Source organism: Terriglobus albidus (assembly GCF_008000815.1).
Classification (GTDB): domain Bacteria; phylum Acidobacteriota; class Terriglobia; order Terriglobales; family Acidobacteriaceae; genus Terriglobus; species Terriglobus albidus_A.
In genome coordinates, this window is the sequence record NZ_CP042806.1 from 682,622 (window position 1) to 699,358 (window position 16,737).

The following is a 16,737-nucleotide window of genomic DNA, read 5'->3' on the forward strand; positions in this document are numbered from 1 at the left end:
TAATAGGCACGCCATCCACCCGCTGGATGCGGTGCTTACCCCCTAGGGAGATGACAAATCAGATGAAGAAGCTCCTTGCCTTTGTGCTCTTTGGAGTTGTGCTCGGCACTTTGAGCGGACTTACTGCGTTTGGCCAGGCCATTTCGGTTAATGGCGGCGCCATTCAGGGAACAATCACCGACACCACGGGCGCCGTCGTCAGCGGTGCAACCATCAGAATCGAAAATCCAGCAACGAACTTCACCAAGGTTATTACCAGTGACAGCTCCGGCTTCTATAGCTTCGGACCTCTGGTTCCCGGCAACTATAAGGTTGTCATTTCAGCCTCCGGTTTCTCTTCACTGACCGTGGATACGGTCATCCGCACCGGCACGGCAACTTCCGGTAACTTCAAGCTGCAGGTAGGCAGCGAAACCACAACCATCGAGGTGGTTGCCGGGGCACTGCAGATTAATACAGAGCAGGCCGGCGTCAGCGATGTTCTGACGCAGGAGCAGATCTCGAAGCTGCCGGTGAATGGCCGTAACTTCCTCGACCTGGCTCAGATTGAACCCGGTGTCATCCTTCAGAGCGGTGAGTCCTTCGATCCAACCAAGGCGGGCTACTCGGCGATCTCGGTCGGCGGTGTTTCCGGTCGTACGACCCGCATTCTGCTTGATGGCCAGGACATTACGGATGAGACCGTCGGCACCACCATCTTCAACGTCTCGCAGGGCGCCATCGACGAGTTCCAACTCAACCGCGCCAACCAGGACGCCAGTGGTGAAGTTACCTCCACCGGTCAGGTGCTCGTTTCGACCCGTTCCGGAACCAACGCGTTCCACGGCCAGCTCTTCGGAAACTTTCAGGACCACCGCGCCGGTTTCGCGAAGCTCAAGTCATTCGACGTGCCCTTCCAGCGCAATCAATTCGGAGGCAGTGTCGGCGGCCCGATCTTGCCCAATAAACTCTTCTTCTTTGTGAACGCGGAGCGTATTAAGCAGGATTCCTCCGCAGTCTCTCCGGTTGGTCCGACGTTCTCCTCCATCTTCGCGGCGCATCCTACTATTCCGTCGCCCTACCGTGAGACCTATTCAACGGCACGCCTGGACTGGAACGGTCCGCTGCACGGCCATTACTTCGCCCGTATCAACTACAACGTCAACTCCGTCTCGTCCAACTATGGCTATGGCTATTGGCTCTATGCCAATCGTGACAACACTCCGGGCGGAGCCTTTGGCGCCGACTTCTCAGCAGGTCACTTCACCCACTCCTTCCGTGGAAGCTACGAGAAGTTCCACAACCTGATCTCGGATCAGACCTCTGGTAACAGCTCCATCTACAACGGCATTCCCGGTTTTGCCTATTACTTCACAGCGCAACGACTGTATTCCGGCCCGAACTATCTGGCCCCTCAGGGAACCTTCCAGTCTGACAAGCAGGCTCGCTATGACGGTTCCTGGACCCGTGGGAGCCACAATCTCCGCTTCGGCGCCAGCGTAAATCGTCTTCTGGGTGGCGGTTTTGCCAGCTTCTTCGGACTCGCTCCCCGTGCCTCTATCGGTGCTGGCCTCTTTACCGGTCCTACAGCAGCGAACCCGAATGCTTTGGGTTGTGGCGGTGTTGCCGGTGCTGCCGCCTGTCCCAGCGACCCGCTACGTGGTTACCACATTAGTTCCATGTACATTGGCAACGGCCAAGGTGCGTTCACAGAAAATCCCGGCTTCGGCATGTCGAACGGCGGCGTTTTCTCCTGGCGGTATGCACTGTATGTTCAGGACTCGTGGAAAATCACACCCAGCTTTACACTCAGCGCCGGACTCCGTTGGGCCGTCGATACTCGACGCGCAAACCAGGACATAGCCACCCCTTCTTGTGCGGATGTGAATTCCAGCCTGGGATTTAGCTGCACCGGAAACCTCTTTGATCAGTGGCAGTCTGGTCTTGGGAAGGTAGTACGTCAGCCCTATGGCAATCTGGCTCCTCAGCTTGGCTTTGTCTTCAGCCCTGGAGACCATAAGTGGGCTATCCGCGCCAGCGCCGGCATCTTCTTCGAGAGCAATGTCTTCAATAATCAGACCAACTCTCGTACCGGCCTGATCAAGGCGGGCCTTTTCAATGATGAGAAGCTGCTTTGCGGCGGCACTTATTCCATGTCCTTCCCAGACGGAACCACCGTTTCGTCTGTGAACGGAACCTCTATTCAAACACTCTGCAATTCAACTCCTCTAGGGAACTCTGCTTCTTCCTTCATCCAGTTGCAGAATGCCTATCAGGCAAACACGACGAAGACCGGTCCGCTTAGCAACGGCGCGTATGTGGGCAATAACCTGTACGCCAACAACATCTATGCCCCTGGTTTCAAACAGCCCTACTCTGAACAGTGGAGCGCCGGCATCCAGCGTGAGCTCTGGAAGGGCACCGTGCTGAGTGCCGATTACGTTCACAACAGCACCATTAAGGTCATGCAGAAAGTCGACGTGAATCACGTCGGAGCTGCGCGGTTCCTCAACGCGACGGCTGCAAGGAATGCTATCGCGGCTACCACCGATGATGCCGGTTGCGCCGGGGGCGCCAGTGCTGCCGCCATTAACTGTGCGATCGCCAATGGCTACACCATGACGGACTTCGCCGGCTTCGGCCTCGATTCCGCGAATAATGTGCTCGGTGGACCATCCATCCTGAGCTTTGGCGCGACGCCAAATGACGGTGCTGCATTTGCAGGACAGAATCCGTTGCTCGGCAACGGAAACTTCCTGTTCCCGGTTGGGCGCTCAGGCTACGATGCGCTGCAGATCGTCTTCCGTCAGCAGAAACGCAATCCATTCCCTGGAATCACCAACTCGAACTTCCAGGTCTCCTATAACCTCTCAAAGATCGTCACCAGCGCAGGTGGAGATTCTGACCAGTTCTTTGTGGGCGCATCGAGCGCACCATGGAACAATGACAGCCCGACTGCAATCATGGGCCGTGCATCGCTCGATCGTACCCACCAGCTTAGCTTCGGCGGCGCTGTCAATCTGAAGTACGGTCCTCAGATCGGCATGATCGGCCACTTTACCTCGGCTGCTCCGACCTCCATGATTCTGGACGCCACAAATCCGGCCGGCGACATCTTCCAGTCCGATCTAAATGGTGATGGAACCACTGGTGACCTGCTTCCCTTCACCGAGCCGGGCGATTACATGCATCGTTACAAGGGGCAGAATCTCAACAACGCAATTACGAAGTTCAACAACGAGTACGCCGGTAAGCTGACCCCCGCGGGGCAGGCGTTAGTCAGTGCTGGCCTCATGACCTCATCGCAGCTCGCTCAGCTTGGTGGTGTTGTCCAGGAGATCGCTACCGCGCCCAGCAACGGAGGCATCAATAACGCAGCCTTCCGTTCGCTTGATGTGAACTTCTCCTATCCCATCCGCTTCCCGTGGCTGGGTGAGAGCTTCAGCCTCGAGCCGGCGGTGGCTATGTACAACGTCTTCAACTTCTCCAACTTCAATAACCCGACAGGAACGCTTGTCAATACCACACACGCTGCCTCTTCGGCCGGTTATATCAATGGCGCGAACACCTATGATCAGCACGAGACCAACCGGGTGCAGCGTGGCTCCGGCACGTTCTCGCAAGGTGCTCCTCGTGCGACGGAGTTTCAGCTCAAACTCAACTTCTAACCACTAGGCAGGATGGCCCGGGGAGCGCTCTGCTCCCCGGGCCTTTGTGCATTTAAGGCGAGATTCCCAAGCAACCGCGCTGAGGTCTGGAATTGGAAATTCATCCAAAATTCAATAGTCTGTCACGCTGATATTCCAAAAGTCATAGGTTTTGGCACGGTCAAACGTTTATTCAGTGCCAAAAGTACCTTTGAATCAATTACTTTCCATGTCGCTCAAATTGGCATGATTCTTGCAACACCGACGCCCAACCAAAATCTGGCGCGTGGATTCGAACAGAGTTTCCCTGAATTCCACACATACAAATAAAGGTTTCCCAAAACCCCAAAGGGAGATGCAAAACAAACATGAACAAGCTATTTGCTGTTGTTGTATTCCTGTTTGGCCTTGTCCTCTGCACAGTACCTCTGACAGCTCAAACATCGGCCGGCCTCGGCACGATCACAGGCACAGTTACTGACCAGTCCAAGGCTGCCGTTTCGGGCGCAACCGTTATCCTGAGCAACGCCCTCACGGGCGAGACCCGTACCGCCACCACGAACTCGCAGGGTGGCTACCAGTTCCTTAACCTCCGCGTTATCTCTGGTTACTCCATCAAGGTCGAATCCAAGGGCTTCTCGACCCGTGAAGTCAAAGACATCAAGACCTCTGTAGGTTCCGCCACCAATGCTGACGTGACCCTGGCCGTTGGTTCCGAGTCGGTTGTCATCTCGGTTGAGGGCGGAAGCTCCGAGCAGGTCCAGACCGAAACCTCCTCTCTCTCGGAGCTCGTTGATTCCTCCGTCTGGAAGAGCTCGCCACTTGAGTCGCGTACCCAGAACGAGTTCGTCCAGCTCGTCGCAGGCGCAAGCCCTGACACCGCCGCCACCGGCCGCGGTTTTGCCGTAAATGGCGCCCGTACCGGTACTGGCAACTTCCTCGTCGAAGGTTTTGATAACAACGATCAGGGCCAGGGCGGCGCAGGCTTCACCTTCGGCCGTGGCGGCGCTGTGACCTCCATCTCGCCCGACGCCATCCAGGAATACCGCGTTATCACCCACGTCCCTCCGGCTGAGTACGGCCGCGCGGGTGGCTTCTCCACTGACACCGTGCTGAAGTCCGGCGCGAACCAGTGGCATGGATCGCTCTTTGAATACAACCGTATCCAGACCCTGGCGGCGAATAGCTGGTTCTCAAACAACAGTGGCCTGCGCGATCACCGCGTCCGTAATCAGTTTGGTGGATCCATCGGCGGTCCGATCCGTCGCGATAAGACTTTCTTCTTCGCGACGCTCGAAATCCACCGCTATCGTGAAGGTGTTCCAACTGTAGTAACGGCAACCACGCAGCAGTTCCTGGATTTCGTTAACAACGGAAGCTATCAGAAGTTCATGGAAGGCACTGCTTTCCAGAATCCGTCTGCAGGCCAGGAAGGCATCTGCCCAATCTATTTGAACCGTACTTGCCAAGGTGCATTCGCTCGCCAGTCCACTCTTGGACCGGTCTTCAAGGCGCTCTACGCGAAGTATCCGAGCTCGTTTCCGCTTGCAACCAGCAGCCTCGACAATGGAGCACAGGGTCTGCTTTCGGGAGGAGCGCTATCGTTCCCGGTACCCGTCTATGGTCTGACCGGCGTTATCCAGACGACCGTGCTCAACCAGAACCGCGGCACCATCAAGATCGATCACAAGCTGACTGAGAAGGACCAGCTTGCCTTTAGCTACATTCCTGATCTCTACACCAGCAGCTTTAACAATGGTGGCGGTGACTCGACCCCCGGACCTCCGTACAACAACGTTGGCGGATCGCAGGTCTTTGGTGCGTCATGGACCCGTACCTGGACTCCGACCCTTATCACGCAGGGCAAAGCAAGCTACCTTCGCCACGTGTCGAACTTCGAGGTTCCCGGAACCACGGGTGTTCCTTCCGTGTATACCGCGGACTCGTTGTTGACAGGCTTCGGCGCCAGCACTGGCTTACCGCAGTACTTCACAGACAATCAATTCGCCTACGAGGGATCCCTCACCAAAACTCTGGGATCGCACACTGCCAAGGCAGGCTTCCGTTTTGTCCGTACCCGCAATGGCTCGTCTTTCTATAACGACATCAATGGCAATCTCGCGTTCTGGTCGGTGGAAGGTCTGGTCACGGACGGTACTGCCGATGAAGATCAGTTGAAGACTGCTGCTACTGCTGCGGATGCAGCGACCTACGGCAGTCTGTACTCCGCCGGAGCATCGCTCGACCCGACGACCAACTCCGCACCCGATCCCTACCGCGGTTACCGCGCGAAGGAGTTCGCGGCCTACGTGCAAGATGACTGGAAAGCCACGTCGCGCCTGACGCTGAACTACGGCGTGCGCTGGGAGTACTTCGGCCCCCCGCATAACTTTAGGGCCGGTTTCGACTCCAACGTCTACTTCGGTAATTTCGGTACGCCTACTGCGACCGGCAATCCAAACCTGCCCAACACTCCGTTGTTGGCCGCTACCCAGGGAGCATTCTTCGCGCAGAAGGATAGCAACATCTGGAACAAGGACATGAACAACTTCGCTCCGCGTCTGGGCTTCTCCTATGACACGATGGGCAACGGCAGGCTTGTCCTGCGTGGCGGCTTCGGTATCGGTTACGATCGCCTCTACAACAACGTCTACGAGAACATCCGTTTCAACTATCCGCACTTCGTGGACAACACCTACGGTTTCGGCGCGGGTTCGGCAGGCATCAGCCCGACCCTCCGCAGCCAGCTCGTTCAGGTGCCGTTTACCGGCAACTCCGCTCTGGCAGTAGCCGGTGCGAAGCCCGTACCTCGTCACATCGATCAGCGCCTGGTCACGGCTTACTATGAGCAGGCTCACTTCGGCGTGCAGTCCGGCTTTAGCGGCTACGTGTTCGAAGCGACTTACGTCGGCACCTTCGGCCGCAAGCTCGTCGGTCTGATGAATATCAACACCTTCGAGGGCCGTACTGCCTGCATGGCATCGTCGAGCACGGCGCAGAAGGCGCTCTGCGCTGCCCAGGGGTATACCACCTACAGCTCGGCTCGTCCGACTCCGCTCTTCAACAACGACAACTTCCGTACCAACGCCTTCGGCTCCAACTACAACGGCGGCCAGGTCAGCGTGCGGAAGAGCTTCGCGAAGGGCGTTCAGATGCTTGCCAACTACACCTACTCGAAGGCAATGGACAACACCTCTGACGTCTTCACGGTGAAGAGTGCCGGCACGGGTATCGTCTCTCCTTACAACCCGCGGTATGAGTATGGCGCGGCTGACTTCGATACCCGTCACAACCTGGTTGTGACCTCGAATATCGAGTCGCAGTGGAAGAAGAAGAACCTGCTCCTCGGTGGATGGGCGCTTTCGCCGATCTTCTCGTGGCGCAGTGGTTCTCCGATCTACATCAAGAACGGCGCCAGCACCTATGACCCGAACAAGGATGGCACCACTGGTGTCGATCGCGCGGTCTATCTGAAGACCGGCGATCCTCGCAGCTCCATTAATCACAACGTGAGCCCGGCCAGCGGTTACATCACCAAAGGAACCTGGGGTGCGTACTCCTGCCCGACCGTCTGGTGCGATCCTCCGGTGCAGCGTAACAGCATCTATGGCCCGCGTTTCATCAACCTGGACCTGGGAGCGATCAAGCGCTTTGCCATCACGGAGCGGCAGACGGTCACCTTCCAGACCAGCTTCTTCAACATCTTCAACCATCCCAACTTCAAGAACCCGATTGGCGATACCAACAATGCCAACTTCGGTAAGTCGACCGATGTGAACAAGGACGCTCGTATTACGCAGATGAGCCTGCGGTACGACTTCTAACCGGAAACCTGAATCAATAAAGAAGGCCACCCTAGGGTGGCCTTCTTTATTGGATATATCTGAAGTGCGGCAGATAAACCGCGTCTTTGTCAGTTCAGCGCTTCTTGCCTGCGGCTTTCTTGGCAGCCTTCTTTGCCGGTGACTTCTTCGCTGCAGGCTTCTTCACGGCTGTTTTTACAGACGCTTTCTTTACAGCCTTTTTGACAGCTTTCTTCGCGGCCTTCTTAGCCGGCGTCTTCTCGCGTACAGCCCTCGACTTGGCCGCGACCTCCTGATTCATCTCTGCCACCGAGATCGTCGTTGCCGACTTGCGCAACCGCTCCAGACCGTAGAACTCGCGCTTCTCCGGAGAGAAGATGTGGACGATGAAGTCCACATAGTCCATCAGGATCCACTCGGCCTGTCTGCGGCCTTCGACGGAGTTCGCATAGACACCGAACTGCTTCTTCAATTGCAGTTCGATCTCATCGGAAATCGCATCGTTCTGGCGCTCGTTGGTGCCATTGCAGATCAGGAAGTAATCGCACAACCCGCTCTCTGATGGATCGAGCTGCAGGATACGGATGTCCTCGGCCTTCTTACTGTCGGCCGCTTCTGCGGCGGCCAGAACCAACTGCTTGCTCTCGTTCGTTGCCATCATCCTCCTTCAGTACATTCCCAAGGATAGGACATCCTATCTAATCCCGCCGGTTGGCTGCCAGAGCTTATCGACAAATTCGCTTTCACTGCGGAGTTATAGAGCGGGCCTTCAGCCCTTTGTTTTTCTATGGGGCAGTAGACCTGGGCGTTGCCCCAGGCTGATATAGAGCGCGCCTTCAGCGCTTGTCGTTGATATTACCCGGGTGCCCCACCCTCGCAACGCTAGGGTGGGTTCGGAATACCCCCTAAATTCCTATCAAAAACTCAAACCGAATTTGTCGACGCGCCCTAGCCATGTTTTGCTGGCTGGTAGTTGCCCACTGCGGGGCGAAACGCAATTGAAATTCTGTTCCAGCTATTGATCTGCGTGATCGCAAAGGTCAGCCGCACGATCTCGTCATCATTAAACTGCGCCTTTACCTGTGCGAACGCGGCATCGGGAGCATGTCCCTGCTGGATGTTGGTAATCACCTCGGTCCATGCCAGCGCAGCCTGCTCGCGCGGAGTGAAGAACGTCGTCTCGCGCCATGCATCCAGGGCAAACAGACGCTGCGCGGTCTCTCCGGCGGCCATGGCATCTTTGCTATGCATGTCCAGGCAGTAGGCGCATCCATTCAACTGCGAAGACCGCATCTTCACCAGCTCCAGCAAGCTGTGTTCCAGGCCGCTGTTGTCCACAATGTGTCCAAGCTGCTGCAGCGCCTTCACTCCGTCCGGAAAGGCCTTCCAATATGCAATACGCTGTTCGTGCATTCCGCTTCTCCTTTAGAGCATTTTTCCTGTTGCTGGGTATTCCGGAAGGGGCGTGCAGCGGCGTTTTCATTGCGGAAAACGCCCATAGATGCGGAAACCCTACTCTACACCTACAGGAAAAATGCTTTACTGCACCGGCGGAACGACTGTATGCGTGTCGTACCACGCGGCGTCTACACTCTGGATGCCGGCCGGGCTCACCGTGACGCGCAAAAATCCCCGAGCCTGTTCCGCTTCACCCACCTGGTTCTTTTCACTTAACGGTGGCGCCACCCGGGTCTTTGCCGCAACACAGGGATTCACCGCCAGCGAACTGTCTGTACCTGCATAGCTGGTCTTTGCCTCGTCATGGAAGTGGCCGGCAAAGATGCCTATGACCTTCGGCCCACATGCGGTCTTCTCCCAATCCTTCCGCAAGGTCTCATCAATCTCCCACACAGTATGTTTGCGGAATGGGTCCATCAGGTCCGGCTCATGCGTGAAGATCACCAGCGGCTGCGGTGAGTCGTCAGCCAGGTCCCCGATGAGCGCAATCTGCTCCTTCGGGCAGTTCACCGGCTCCGGCGCAATGGCGCAGGGCGCTGCGTAGTTTTCCTTCGCTTTAAAGCTGACCGTGTCCATGCCGGCGAAGCGAAGTCCACGGATGACGAATGCATTCTTCGTCAGCAGCGGATACACCTCAGGCCCATGCTTCGCTTTCATACGCTCCTGCAGCAGGGCCATAAAGCAAGGAAACCGCCCCGAGTCGGCAATGCGCTCATGGATCACGTCGTTATTTCCCGCCACGAAGTAGATCCGCTGTACCTTCAGCGGAGCCAGCAGCTCGGCCACCTCTTCCACGGCCGCGTCCAGACGGAAAGGCGGCAGACCCGTCGGCGATAGCGGTACAGGAGTCGCCGCACAGCGCGACTGCGAGAAGTCCACGTTCAGCAGGCCCATGTCGCCGGTGAAGACCGCGAAGTCTGCCTGAAAGCCGCTGGCATTCATCGCCCCGATGGCCCAGCGGAAGCTGCGGCGATCCTCCGCGGCAACCTTGAACGCCTCTTCCCGCGGAAGCTTATCTCCGTCATCGAACAGATGTGCGTCGGTGAACTGGAAGAAACGCACAGGCTCCTGGGCGTACAGGGCAGCAGAGCAGAGTGCAAACAGCAGTGTGGCAAGGAGACGCTTCACATTCGACAGTCTAGAGAATTTTTCCTGTTGCTGGGTAGCCCGGGAGCTGGGGTGCAGCGGCGTTTTCATTGAGGAAAACGCCCGTTACACAGGCCCCGGACGACACCTACAGGAAAAATGCTCTACCGGTACAGCCCATGCTCTTCGATGTAGCGAAGTACCGGCGGAGGCACCGCTCCCGGCTTTTCACCGCGTTTCAACGCATCGCGCAGATCCGTCGCCGAGATGGGTTCCTCAATATCGGTCAACAGATGCACGCGTGAAGACTGCGCCGATGTCAGTCCCAGATCGTTAATTCGCGAAAGATCGAAGCCCGGGCGCGAAACGACGATCCATTGGGCAAAGTTCAGAAGCTGCTCGGGCTGTTTCCATCGGCGAAGATCGAGAAAGCTGTCTGCGCCAACGATATTCCACCAGCTGCAACCGGGATTTTCCCCGCGCAGCGTCTGCAGCAGGTCGATGGTGAAATTCGGTTGTCCATCGCCACGCGGAGCGTCGGCCCCGCTGGCGACGAAGCGGTAGTCCGCCTCGCATACCATGCGCACCATCGCCAACCGCTGGGAATAAAACGCCTGGGGAGGTGTGGGCTTCAACGGCTGGCGCCCCACGGGGATCCACCAGATCTCGGAAAGACCAAAGTTGTCGGCCGCTGCTCTTGCTACATCAATATGGCCCGAATGGGGAGGGTCAAAGGTTCCACCAAAGATACCGATACTTCGCATGAATATGTCCCTGTCTTAGGTCTACCAGACCTTGCAGGTCTCTGCGCGCACCATCGGGTCCCCTTTCTTGCACCCCCATGCCTTCTCGAACTCCGGCATGTTCGATAACGGACCCAGCACACGCCATTTGCCCAGCGGATGTGGGTCCACCTGAACCTGGCTGCGTGCCGCCTCGGGCCGCACCAGCGCTCCGCGCCACTGCGCCTCTGCGAGGAAGAACTGCTGTTCCGGGGTAAGGCCGTCGACGGTAGCTTCCGGTCCCTTCCCCTCCCGCGATTTCTCGTACGCCCGGAGCGCGAGGTTTACGCCGCCCAAGTCACCTAAGGCCTCGCCTGTCACCAGCTTTCCGTTGTGATGAATGCCCGGCTCAATGAAGTAGTTGTCGTACTGCTGCGTCGTGCATGCTGTCTTGGTCTTGAACTTTTCAAAGTCCTCCGGTGTCCACCACATCGTCAACGATCCATCGGCGGCGAACTGCGCACCCTCATCGTCGACGCCGTGGCTGATCTCGTGGCCAATCGTTACTCCAATTGCACCGTAGTTGATGGCGTCGATGCCCTTCGGATTGAAGCCTGGTGGCTGCAGGTATCCCGCCGGTACAACAACCTCGTTCATTTGCGGGTTGTAATAGGCGTTCATCGTGGGCGGAGTCATATCCCAGCGGCCGCGGTCCAGCGGCTTGCCGATCCGCCCCAGGTCGTCGCGTATCTCGAAGGACTGCGTCGACATGACGTCCGACAGAAAGTCGCCGCGCGTGACCTTCACGCTGGAGTAGTCCTTCCATTTGTCGGGATATCCGACCTTGATATTCAGTGCAGCTACCTTTTCCAGAGCCTTGGCCTTGGTCGCCTGCGTCATCCAATCGTTATTGGTGATACTCAGCTTCAACTGCTCGGCGATATTGACTGCCATCTCGCGCGCACGAGCTTTCGCTTCGGGCGAGAAGTACACCTCGACATACTTCTTACCCAGCGCTTCACCGAGTTGGGAATCCACCAGGCGCGAGCAGCGCTGCCACCGCGGCCGCTGCTCCTTCACGCCGGTCATCACTGTTCCGAAGAAGCGGAAGTTCTCATCAACAAATGTCGTTGGCAGGTAGGCCGCATCCGCGTGCAGCACCATCCAGCGCAGATAAGCCTTCCACTCGCCAACCGGCGTCTGTTTCAGCTCTGTGAGGAAGGCGGTGGTTAACTTCGGCTGGCTGAGATTCAGCTTGCCCTGAGGAATATTCAGGGCCTTGTAGGTAGCCGCCCAGTCGAAGCCCGGATACTGTTTCGTTAGCTCGCTGAATTGCATCGGATGGTCGGTGTTCTTCGGCTCGCGCAGCTCTACGCGCGACAGCCGCGCCTCGGCTAGCTTTGTCTCGATCTTAAGCACGGCATCGGTTGCTTCTTTTGCCTGAACCTCGCTATAGCCTGCAAGTTTGAACATCGCTTCCACATGCGCGGTGTACTTCTCGCGAATCTCCTTGTAGCGGGGCTCATTGCGCAGATAGTAATCCCGGTCGGGCAGGCCGAGGCCGCGGATCGAGATCTCGGCGATGGTATCCAGCGGAGCATGCGCATCCTGCGATGAACTGATATCGAGCGGAGCCCGAACGCCGACCTTCATCAGATCGACGATTGTTGTCTGTACGCCGCGAGCATCCTTGATAGCATCGACGCGCGCCAGTGTCGCCTGTAGCGGCTTCAGACCCGCTGCATTCACTGCGGCCTCATCCATGCAAGCCCCATAGAAGTCGCCGACCAGTTGTTCGGTGCTGCCGGCCGCCTGCTTCTTTGAGGAAGCCTCATCCAGCAGGCCGCGCAGCTTCGCCGTCGTCTCCTCCTGGGTTACCGTGCGCAATGCCCAGGAGGTCTGGATTGCCGGCATCGGATTCTGCTTTCGCCATTGCCCGTTGGCATAGTTGTCGAAGTCGTCACAGGCTGAGAGCGACGTATCGATGTCCTGAACGCGCGCGCCCTGCTGGGCGGCGACGGTGGAAAATGGCAGCAGGGTGCATCCCAGTGCGGCTGCGGCAAACCACTTCATGGCAAAGTCCTCAATGGCCCCACTATACCGGTTCTACCGGCATTTTCCCTGTTGCTGGGTATCCCGGAAGAGGAGTGCTGTGGCGTTTTCATTGCGGAAAACGCCCATAGATGCTGGAGCCCGCGCTCCACCTACAGGAAAAAAGCTCTAGCGGCAAACGCTTCAGCTTTCCTGCTATCCTTGCCTGCCATGAAAATCGCACTTGCCGCCACACTCTTCGCTACCTCTGCCCTGGCCCAGTCCACCCTCCTGGTCACCAATCAGACGGACAGGAGCCTGACCTATATCGATACGGTGGCCGGCAAGGTCATCGACACGATTCCCGAGAACGGTGTCACCGGGCACGAGATCACCACTACGCCCGACGGCAAAATCGCCTTCGTTCCCATGTACGGCAGTGCCGGTGTCGGCAAACCCGGAACCGACGGCGCGGAGATCCAGGTCGTCGATGTAGCCAGCCACAAGATCATCCACACCATCAATTTCGGTCACGGTGTACGTCCGCACAAGCCTGTCTATGACACGCACCGCAACGTCCTGTGGGTGACCACCGAGATCGATCAGAGCATCACCGCCATCGATCCCAAGACCTATAAGGTGCTTTATTCCATCCCGACAGGACAGGCCGAATCGCACATGCTGGTGCTTTCTCCCGATGGCCACCACGCCTACACCGCGAACGTCGGCCCCGGTACCGTCTCCGTTCTCGATCTGGATGCGAAGAAGCTCGTCACCATCATTCCGATCTCGAAGAACACACAGCGCATCACCATCACGAACGATGGCAAGTACGTCTTCACCTCAGACCAGGTTGAGCCGCGTCTCGCTGTTATCGATACCGCCACCAATAAGGTGAAGAACTATGTCGCGCTGCCGGCTTCCGGCTACGGCGGCGCCATTACGCCCGACGGTAAGACCCTGATCCTTTGCCTCGTACATGCCAATAAAGTCGCTTTTCTGGACCTGGCGACGATGAAGGTCACGAAGGTGATTCCGGTGGGCGAATATCCGCAGGCAGTCGTGATCACCAAAGACGGAACGCGCGCCTTTGTCTCCAGCCTGCACTCCGGGACCATTGATGAGCTGGACGTTGCCAAACAGGAGCAGGTAAAGAGCATCTTCTCCGGTAAGGGCGCGGACGGCATGGTGCTGGTCTCCGCGAAATAACGGTTACGCAGGCAGGCCTGGCGTTCGTCTGCTAGCCTTTTAGCAGCATGGAAGCAATCTGCCATCGGTGCCATCAGTCGTTCCCCGCGGACTCCGCGTTCTGCCCTCACTGCGGAGCGGCGCAGCTCTATGTCACCGCGGAGCAGATGGAGGATGAAGCAGCCGCCGGCAATCTGCCGCCGTTGCAGCGAGTCTCGCGCATCGACTGGCACCGGGCCCTGCTCTCGTCGCTGGTGGTTGCCGCCGCAGCCGCGGTACTGTCTGCGCTGGCCGTGCTGGTGCCGGTGCTCTCTATCGCTCGCTTTCTCTGGATCCTCACGGCATCCACCACGACGCTCTGGTTCTACCTCAAGCCGGCGCCCAACCGTCCCATGGATGGCGGTATCGGCGCGCGTCTCGGAACGGTGACCGGTCTCGCCGTCTCGTTCCTCACCACCTTTTCGACCGCGCTGCTGATGGTCATCCAACGTTATGTCCTGCATCGCGGAGCAGCCATGGACGCTGCTTTCGCCGACATGCTGAACAGGCTGGGTGAGTTTTACAAGAGTGTGGGCATTGACGCCCAGCAACAGCAGCTCGTCTTCTCCCTGCTGCGTTCTCCCGAAGGCCATGCCGGGCAGATGCTTTCGGAGTTCGCTATGCGCGCCGTCTTCATCACGGCCTTCCTTGCGCTGGTCGGCGCCATCTCCGGCATGGCCCGTAAGAGCCGTCGCCGCGTCGCTGGCTAACATATATCTGTTGCGGATATATCTGTTCCTGATGTAGAGTGCTTCCATGAGCACCGCCAGGACTTCGCCCGAGGATCATCTTCCGCTAACGCCGGCAGTCTTCGCCATCCTTCTCGCCCTTGCCGATGGTGAAAAGCACGGCTACGCCATCATGCAGGAGGCGCGCGAGCACGTCTCCATGGGGCCGGGAACGCTCTACGGAACGCTCGACCGCCTGCTGACCGCTGGCCTTGTCGTGGAGACGGGCCTCTCTGAAGATGAGCGCCGGCGCTACTATCGCGTTACCCCGCTCGGCAGGCGTGTGCTTACAGCAGAGACGGCACGGCTGCAGCGAGCGGTCGCCATGGCTCAGGACAAAGGCATACGCCCCATCGAGGTGAAGGCATGAAGCTCGATCGTCTCCTCCGCATCTACGCTTTATCCCTGTACCTATATCCAAAGGCATTCCGAGAACGGTATCGCGAGCAGCTTCTCGACGCCGCGCGCCAGGCCTATGACGAGCGGCAATCGGGACACGGCCGGCTGCTTCTGGTCCATCTACGGGACAGCCTGGGTTCCGGACTCTGGGAGCGGATAACGACACCTTTGCGGCCGCTGTACGCCATCCTGCTCTCTGGAGCCGTCACCCTGGTCCTCTTGGTGATGGCGGTTACAGCGCAGCAGATCGTGCGCCGCCAGGCCGATGTCAGGCCCCGACAGGCAGTGGCAAGCATCGCTGCCAGGCTCGGACAAGGCGCGAATGAGCATATCCTGCAGCCGCGAGAAGAGATCAGCGATGTCGATTGGCTGCGTTCTGACCATACCTTTGCCGCCATCTACAACCCTGCCGGCGAACCCATCGCTGCCAGCGCCACGCTGCATGGAGCCTTTCCGCATCTGCCCAGCGTGATCTTCCCTCGTATCCGGCAGACCGGGCGTACGGTCATCACCTGGCAGCCGGAGAATCGTCTGCGCCTTGCGCTCACCGTTCGTCCGCTTCCCGACGGTAACTATGTCGTCGCGGGCCAGAGCCTGCTTCCCTTTGAACGCCGGGAAAGCGCGCTGCGCCTCTCTTTTGCCATCGCCTGGGGCCTCATTCTTTGCGCCGCAGGAGGCCTCTTCCTCCGCCGTCCTGCACCGTACGCTCCGCTCCGGTAAAATAGCCGAGGCGGTTACGAACAGGATGTCCTGGTTTAAGCGCGAAGATAACGAGATCATCAACGACGACACAGAGAAGACAGTCCGCACGGAAGGTCTTTGGATCAAGTGTGAGGGTTGCCGGCAGATCATCTGGAAGGCTGATCTCGAAGCCAACCTGCAGGTCTGCCCCAAATGCGGCAAGCACTTCCGCCTCGATGCCCGTTCGCGTATCGATCTGCTGCTTGAGCCTGGCTATCAGCTGGTCGACCTGGATCTGCGCTCCACCGACCCGCTGAATTTCACCGATCTTAAGAGCTACAGCGGCCGCCTGCAGGCAGCCCGCCGCAAGACCAACCTGAACGACGCCATCATCAATGCCGTCGGCCAGATGGGGCCGCATCGTGTCGTTCTTTCGGTGATGGAATATGGCTTCATCGGTGGCTCCATGGGCTCCGTCGTCGGCGAAACCATCGCCCGCGCTGTGGATCGCGCCTACGAAACCAAGACCCCGCTGATCATCATCTCGGCCTCCGGCGGAGCCCGCATGATGGAAGGCATCGCCTCCCTGATGCAGCTTGCCAAGGTCTCCACGGCTCTTACGCGTCTCGACGCCGAGAAGATCCCGTTCATCTCGCTGATGACCGACCCTACCACCGGTGGCGTCACGGCCAGCTTTGCCATGCTGGGCGACCTCAATATCTCCGAGCCCGGAGCCCTGATCGGTTTTGCCGGTCCCCGCGTCATCGAGCAGACCATCCGCCAGAAGCTACCCGAAGGCTTCCAGCGCGCGGAGTTCCTGCTGGAGCACGGCTTCCTCGATGCCATTGTTCCGCGCCGCGAGCTGAAGGACTACCTCGTCCGCGCTCTCAGTTTCATGCAGCCGGCCTAGCCCAATAGAGACAAGATTTCGTATCCTTGCCGGGCCGTCCCATACCTCCTGGGATGAACCCTCTAA

General features: G+C 58.2%; 12 protein-coding genes. 7 read left to right on the top strand and 5 right to left on the bottom strand.

Annotated features, from left to right (window positions below; genetic code table 11):
* Nucleotides 1-62 precede the first annotated feature (62 nt).
* Nucleotides 63-3,647 carry a TonB-dependent receptor gene (locus FTW19_RS02845; RefSeq protein ID WP_147646234.1) on the top strand — a complete coding sequence of 1,195 codons (3,585 nt, stop codon included), beginning with the start codon at nucleotides 63-65 and terminating at the stop codon, nucleotides 3,645-3,647.
* A gap of 347 nt (nucleotides 3,648-3,994) precedes the next feature.
* Nucleotides 3,995-7,450 (top strand): TonB-dependent receptor, encoded by a 3,456-nt coding sequence (locus FTW19_RS02850; RefSeq protein WP_147646235.1) that lies wholly within the window; start codon nucleotides 3,995-3,997, stop codon nucleotides 7,448-7,450.
* 94 nt (nucleotides 7,451-7,544) lie between these two features.
* On the opposite strand, the gene rsfS is transcribed toward FTW19_RS02850, so the two are convergent.
* The 5 genes from rsfS to FTW19_RS02875 form a co-directional block, all read right to left on the bottom strand.
* Entirely contained in the window at nucleotides 7,545-8,090 is a 546-nt protein-coding gene (gene rsfS / locus FTW19_RS02855) for a ribosome silencing factor (protein WP_246153545.1), read from the bottom strand.
* 287 nt (nucleotides 8,091-8,377) lie between these two features.
* Nucleotides 8,378-8,842, bottom strand: a complete 465-nt coding sequence (locus FTW19_RS02860; protein WP_147646236.1) for a carboxymuconolactone decarboxylase family protein — start codon at nucleotides 8,840-8,842, stop codon at nucleotides 8,378-8,380.
* Between the two features lie 126 nt (nucleotides 8,843-8,968).
* Nucleotides 8,969-10,015 carry a metallophosphoesterase family protein gene (locus tag FTW19_RS02865; RefSeq protein ID WP_147646237.1) on the bottom strand — a complete coding sequence of 349 codons (1,047 nt, stop codon included), beginning with the start codon at nucleotides 10,013-10,015 and terminating at the stop codon, nucleotides 8,969-8,971.
* 122 nt (nucleotides 10,016-10,137) lie between these two features.
* A complete protein-coding gene (nadD, locus tag FTW19_RS02870) occupies nucleotides 10,138-10,737 on the bottom strand; it encodes a nicotinate (nicotinamide) nucleotide adenylyltransferase (protein WP_147646238.1) in 600 nt (199 codons plus the stop codon).
* 21 nt (nucleotides 10,738-10,758) lie between these two features.
* Nucleotides 10,759-12,768 carry a M13 family metallopeptidase gene (locus tag FTW19_RS02875; protein WP_147646239.1) on the bottom strand — a complete coding sequence of 670 codons (2,010 nt, stop codon included), beginning with the start codon at nucleotides 12,766-12,768 and terminating at the stop codon, nucleotides 10,759-10,761.
* Between the two features lie 189 nt (nucleotides 12,769-12,957).
* Here FTW19_RS02875 and FTW19_RS02880 point away from each other — a divergent pair, with 189 nt between their 5' ends.
* The 5 genes from FTW19_RS02880 to accD are packed head-to-tail and all read left to right on the top strand — an operon-like array spanning nucleotide 12,958 to nucleotide 16,671.
* Nucleotides 12,958-13,935 carry a cytochrome D1 domain-containing protein gene (locus tag FTW19_RS02880; RefSeq protein WP_147646240.1) on the top strand — a complete coding sequence of 326 codons (978 nt, stop codon included), beginning with the start codon at nucleotides 12,958-12,960 and terminating at the stop codon, nucleotides 13,933-13,935.
* Between the two features lie 47 nt (nucleotides 13,936-13,982).
* Nucleotides 13,983-14,663, top strand: coding sequence for a hydrogenase maturation nickel metallochaperone HypA (locus FTW19_RS02885; RefSeq protein ID WP_147646241.1), 681 nt, complete (start codon nucleotides 13,983-13,985; stop codon nucleotides 14,661-14,663).
* 46 nt (nucleotides 14,664-14,709) lie between these two features.
* Entirely contained in the window at nucleotides 14,710-15,051 is a 342-nt protein-coding gene (locus tag FTW19_RS02890; protein ID WP_147646242.1) for a PadR family transcriptional regulator, read from the top strand.
* On the top strand, nucleotides 15,048-15,800 hold the full coding sequence (locus tag FTW19_RS02895) for a hypothetical protein (RefSeq protein ID WP_147646243.1): 753 nt from the start codon (nucleotides 15,048-15,050) through the stop codon (nucleotides 15,798-15,800). Before FTW19_RS02890 ends, FTW19_RS02895 begins: the two co-directional genes overlap by 4 nt.
* A gap of 25 nt (nucleotides 15,801-15,825) precedes the next feature.
* Nucleotides 15,826-16,671, top strand: coding sequence for an acetyl-CoA carboxylase, carboxyltransferase subunit beta (accD, locus tag FTW19_RS02900; RefSeq protein WP_147646244.1), 846 nt, complete (start codon nucleotides 15,826-15,828; stop codon nucleotides 16,669-16,671).
* The last annotated feature ends 66 nt before the right edge of the window (nucleotides 16,672-16,737 follow it).

Excerpts from the sequence above, each read along its gene's own strand:
- FTW19_RS02860 (WP_147646236.1), bottom strand. The coding sequence starts at position 8,842 with ATGCACGAACAGCGTATTGCATATTGGAAGGCCTTTCCGGACGGAGTG.
- rsfS (WP_246153545.1), bottom strand. The coding sequence starts at position 8,090 with ATGATGGCAACGAACGAGAGCAAGCAGTTGGTTCTGGCCGCCGCAGAA.
- FTW19_RS02885 (WP_147646241.1), top strand. The coding sequence starts at position 13,983 with ATGGAAGCAATCTGCCATCGGTGCCATCAGTCGTTCCCCGCGGACTCC.
- nadD (WP_147646238.1), bottom strand. The coding sequence starts at position 10,737 with ATGCGAAGTATCGGTATCTTTGGTGGAACCTTTGACCCTCCCCATTCG.
- accD (WP_147646244.1), top strand. The coding sequence starts at position 15,826 with ATGTCCTGGTTTAAGCGCGAAGATAACGAGATCATCAACGACGACACA.
- FTW19_RS02895 (WP_147646243.1), top strand. The coding sequence starts at position 15,048 with ATGAAGCTCGATCGTCTCCTCCGCATCTACGCTTTATCCCTGTACCTA.
- FTW19_RS02845 (WP_147646234.1), top strand. The coding sequence starts at position 63 with ATGAAGAAGCTCCTTGCCTTTGTGCTCTTTGGAGTTGTGCTCGGCACT.
- FTW19_RS02875 (WP_147646239.1), bottom strand. The coding sequence starts at position 12,768 with ATGAAGTGGTTTGCCGCAGCCGCACTGGGATGCACCCTGCTGCCATTT.
- FTW19_RS02890 (WP_147646242.1), top strand. The coding sequence starts at position 14,710 with ATGAGCACCGCCAGGACTTCGCCCGAGGATCATCTTCCGCTAACGCCG.
- FTW19_RS02880 (WP_147646240.1), top strand. The coding sequence starts at position 12,958 with ATGAAAATCGCACTTGCCGCCACACTCTTCGCTACCTCTGCCCTGGCC.
- FTW19_RS02850 (WP_147646235.1), top strand. The coding sequence starts at position 3,995 with ATGAACAAGCTATTTGCTGTTGTTGTATTCCTGTTTGGCCTTGTCCTC.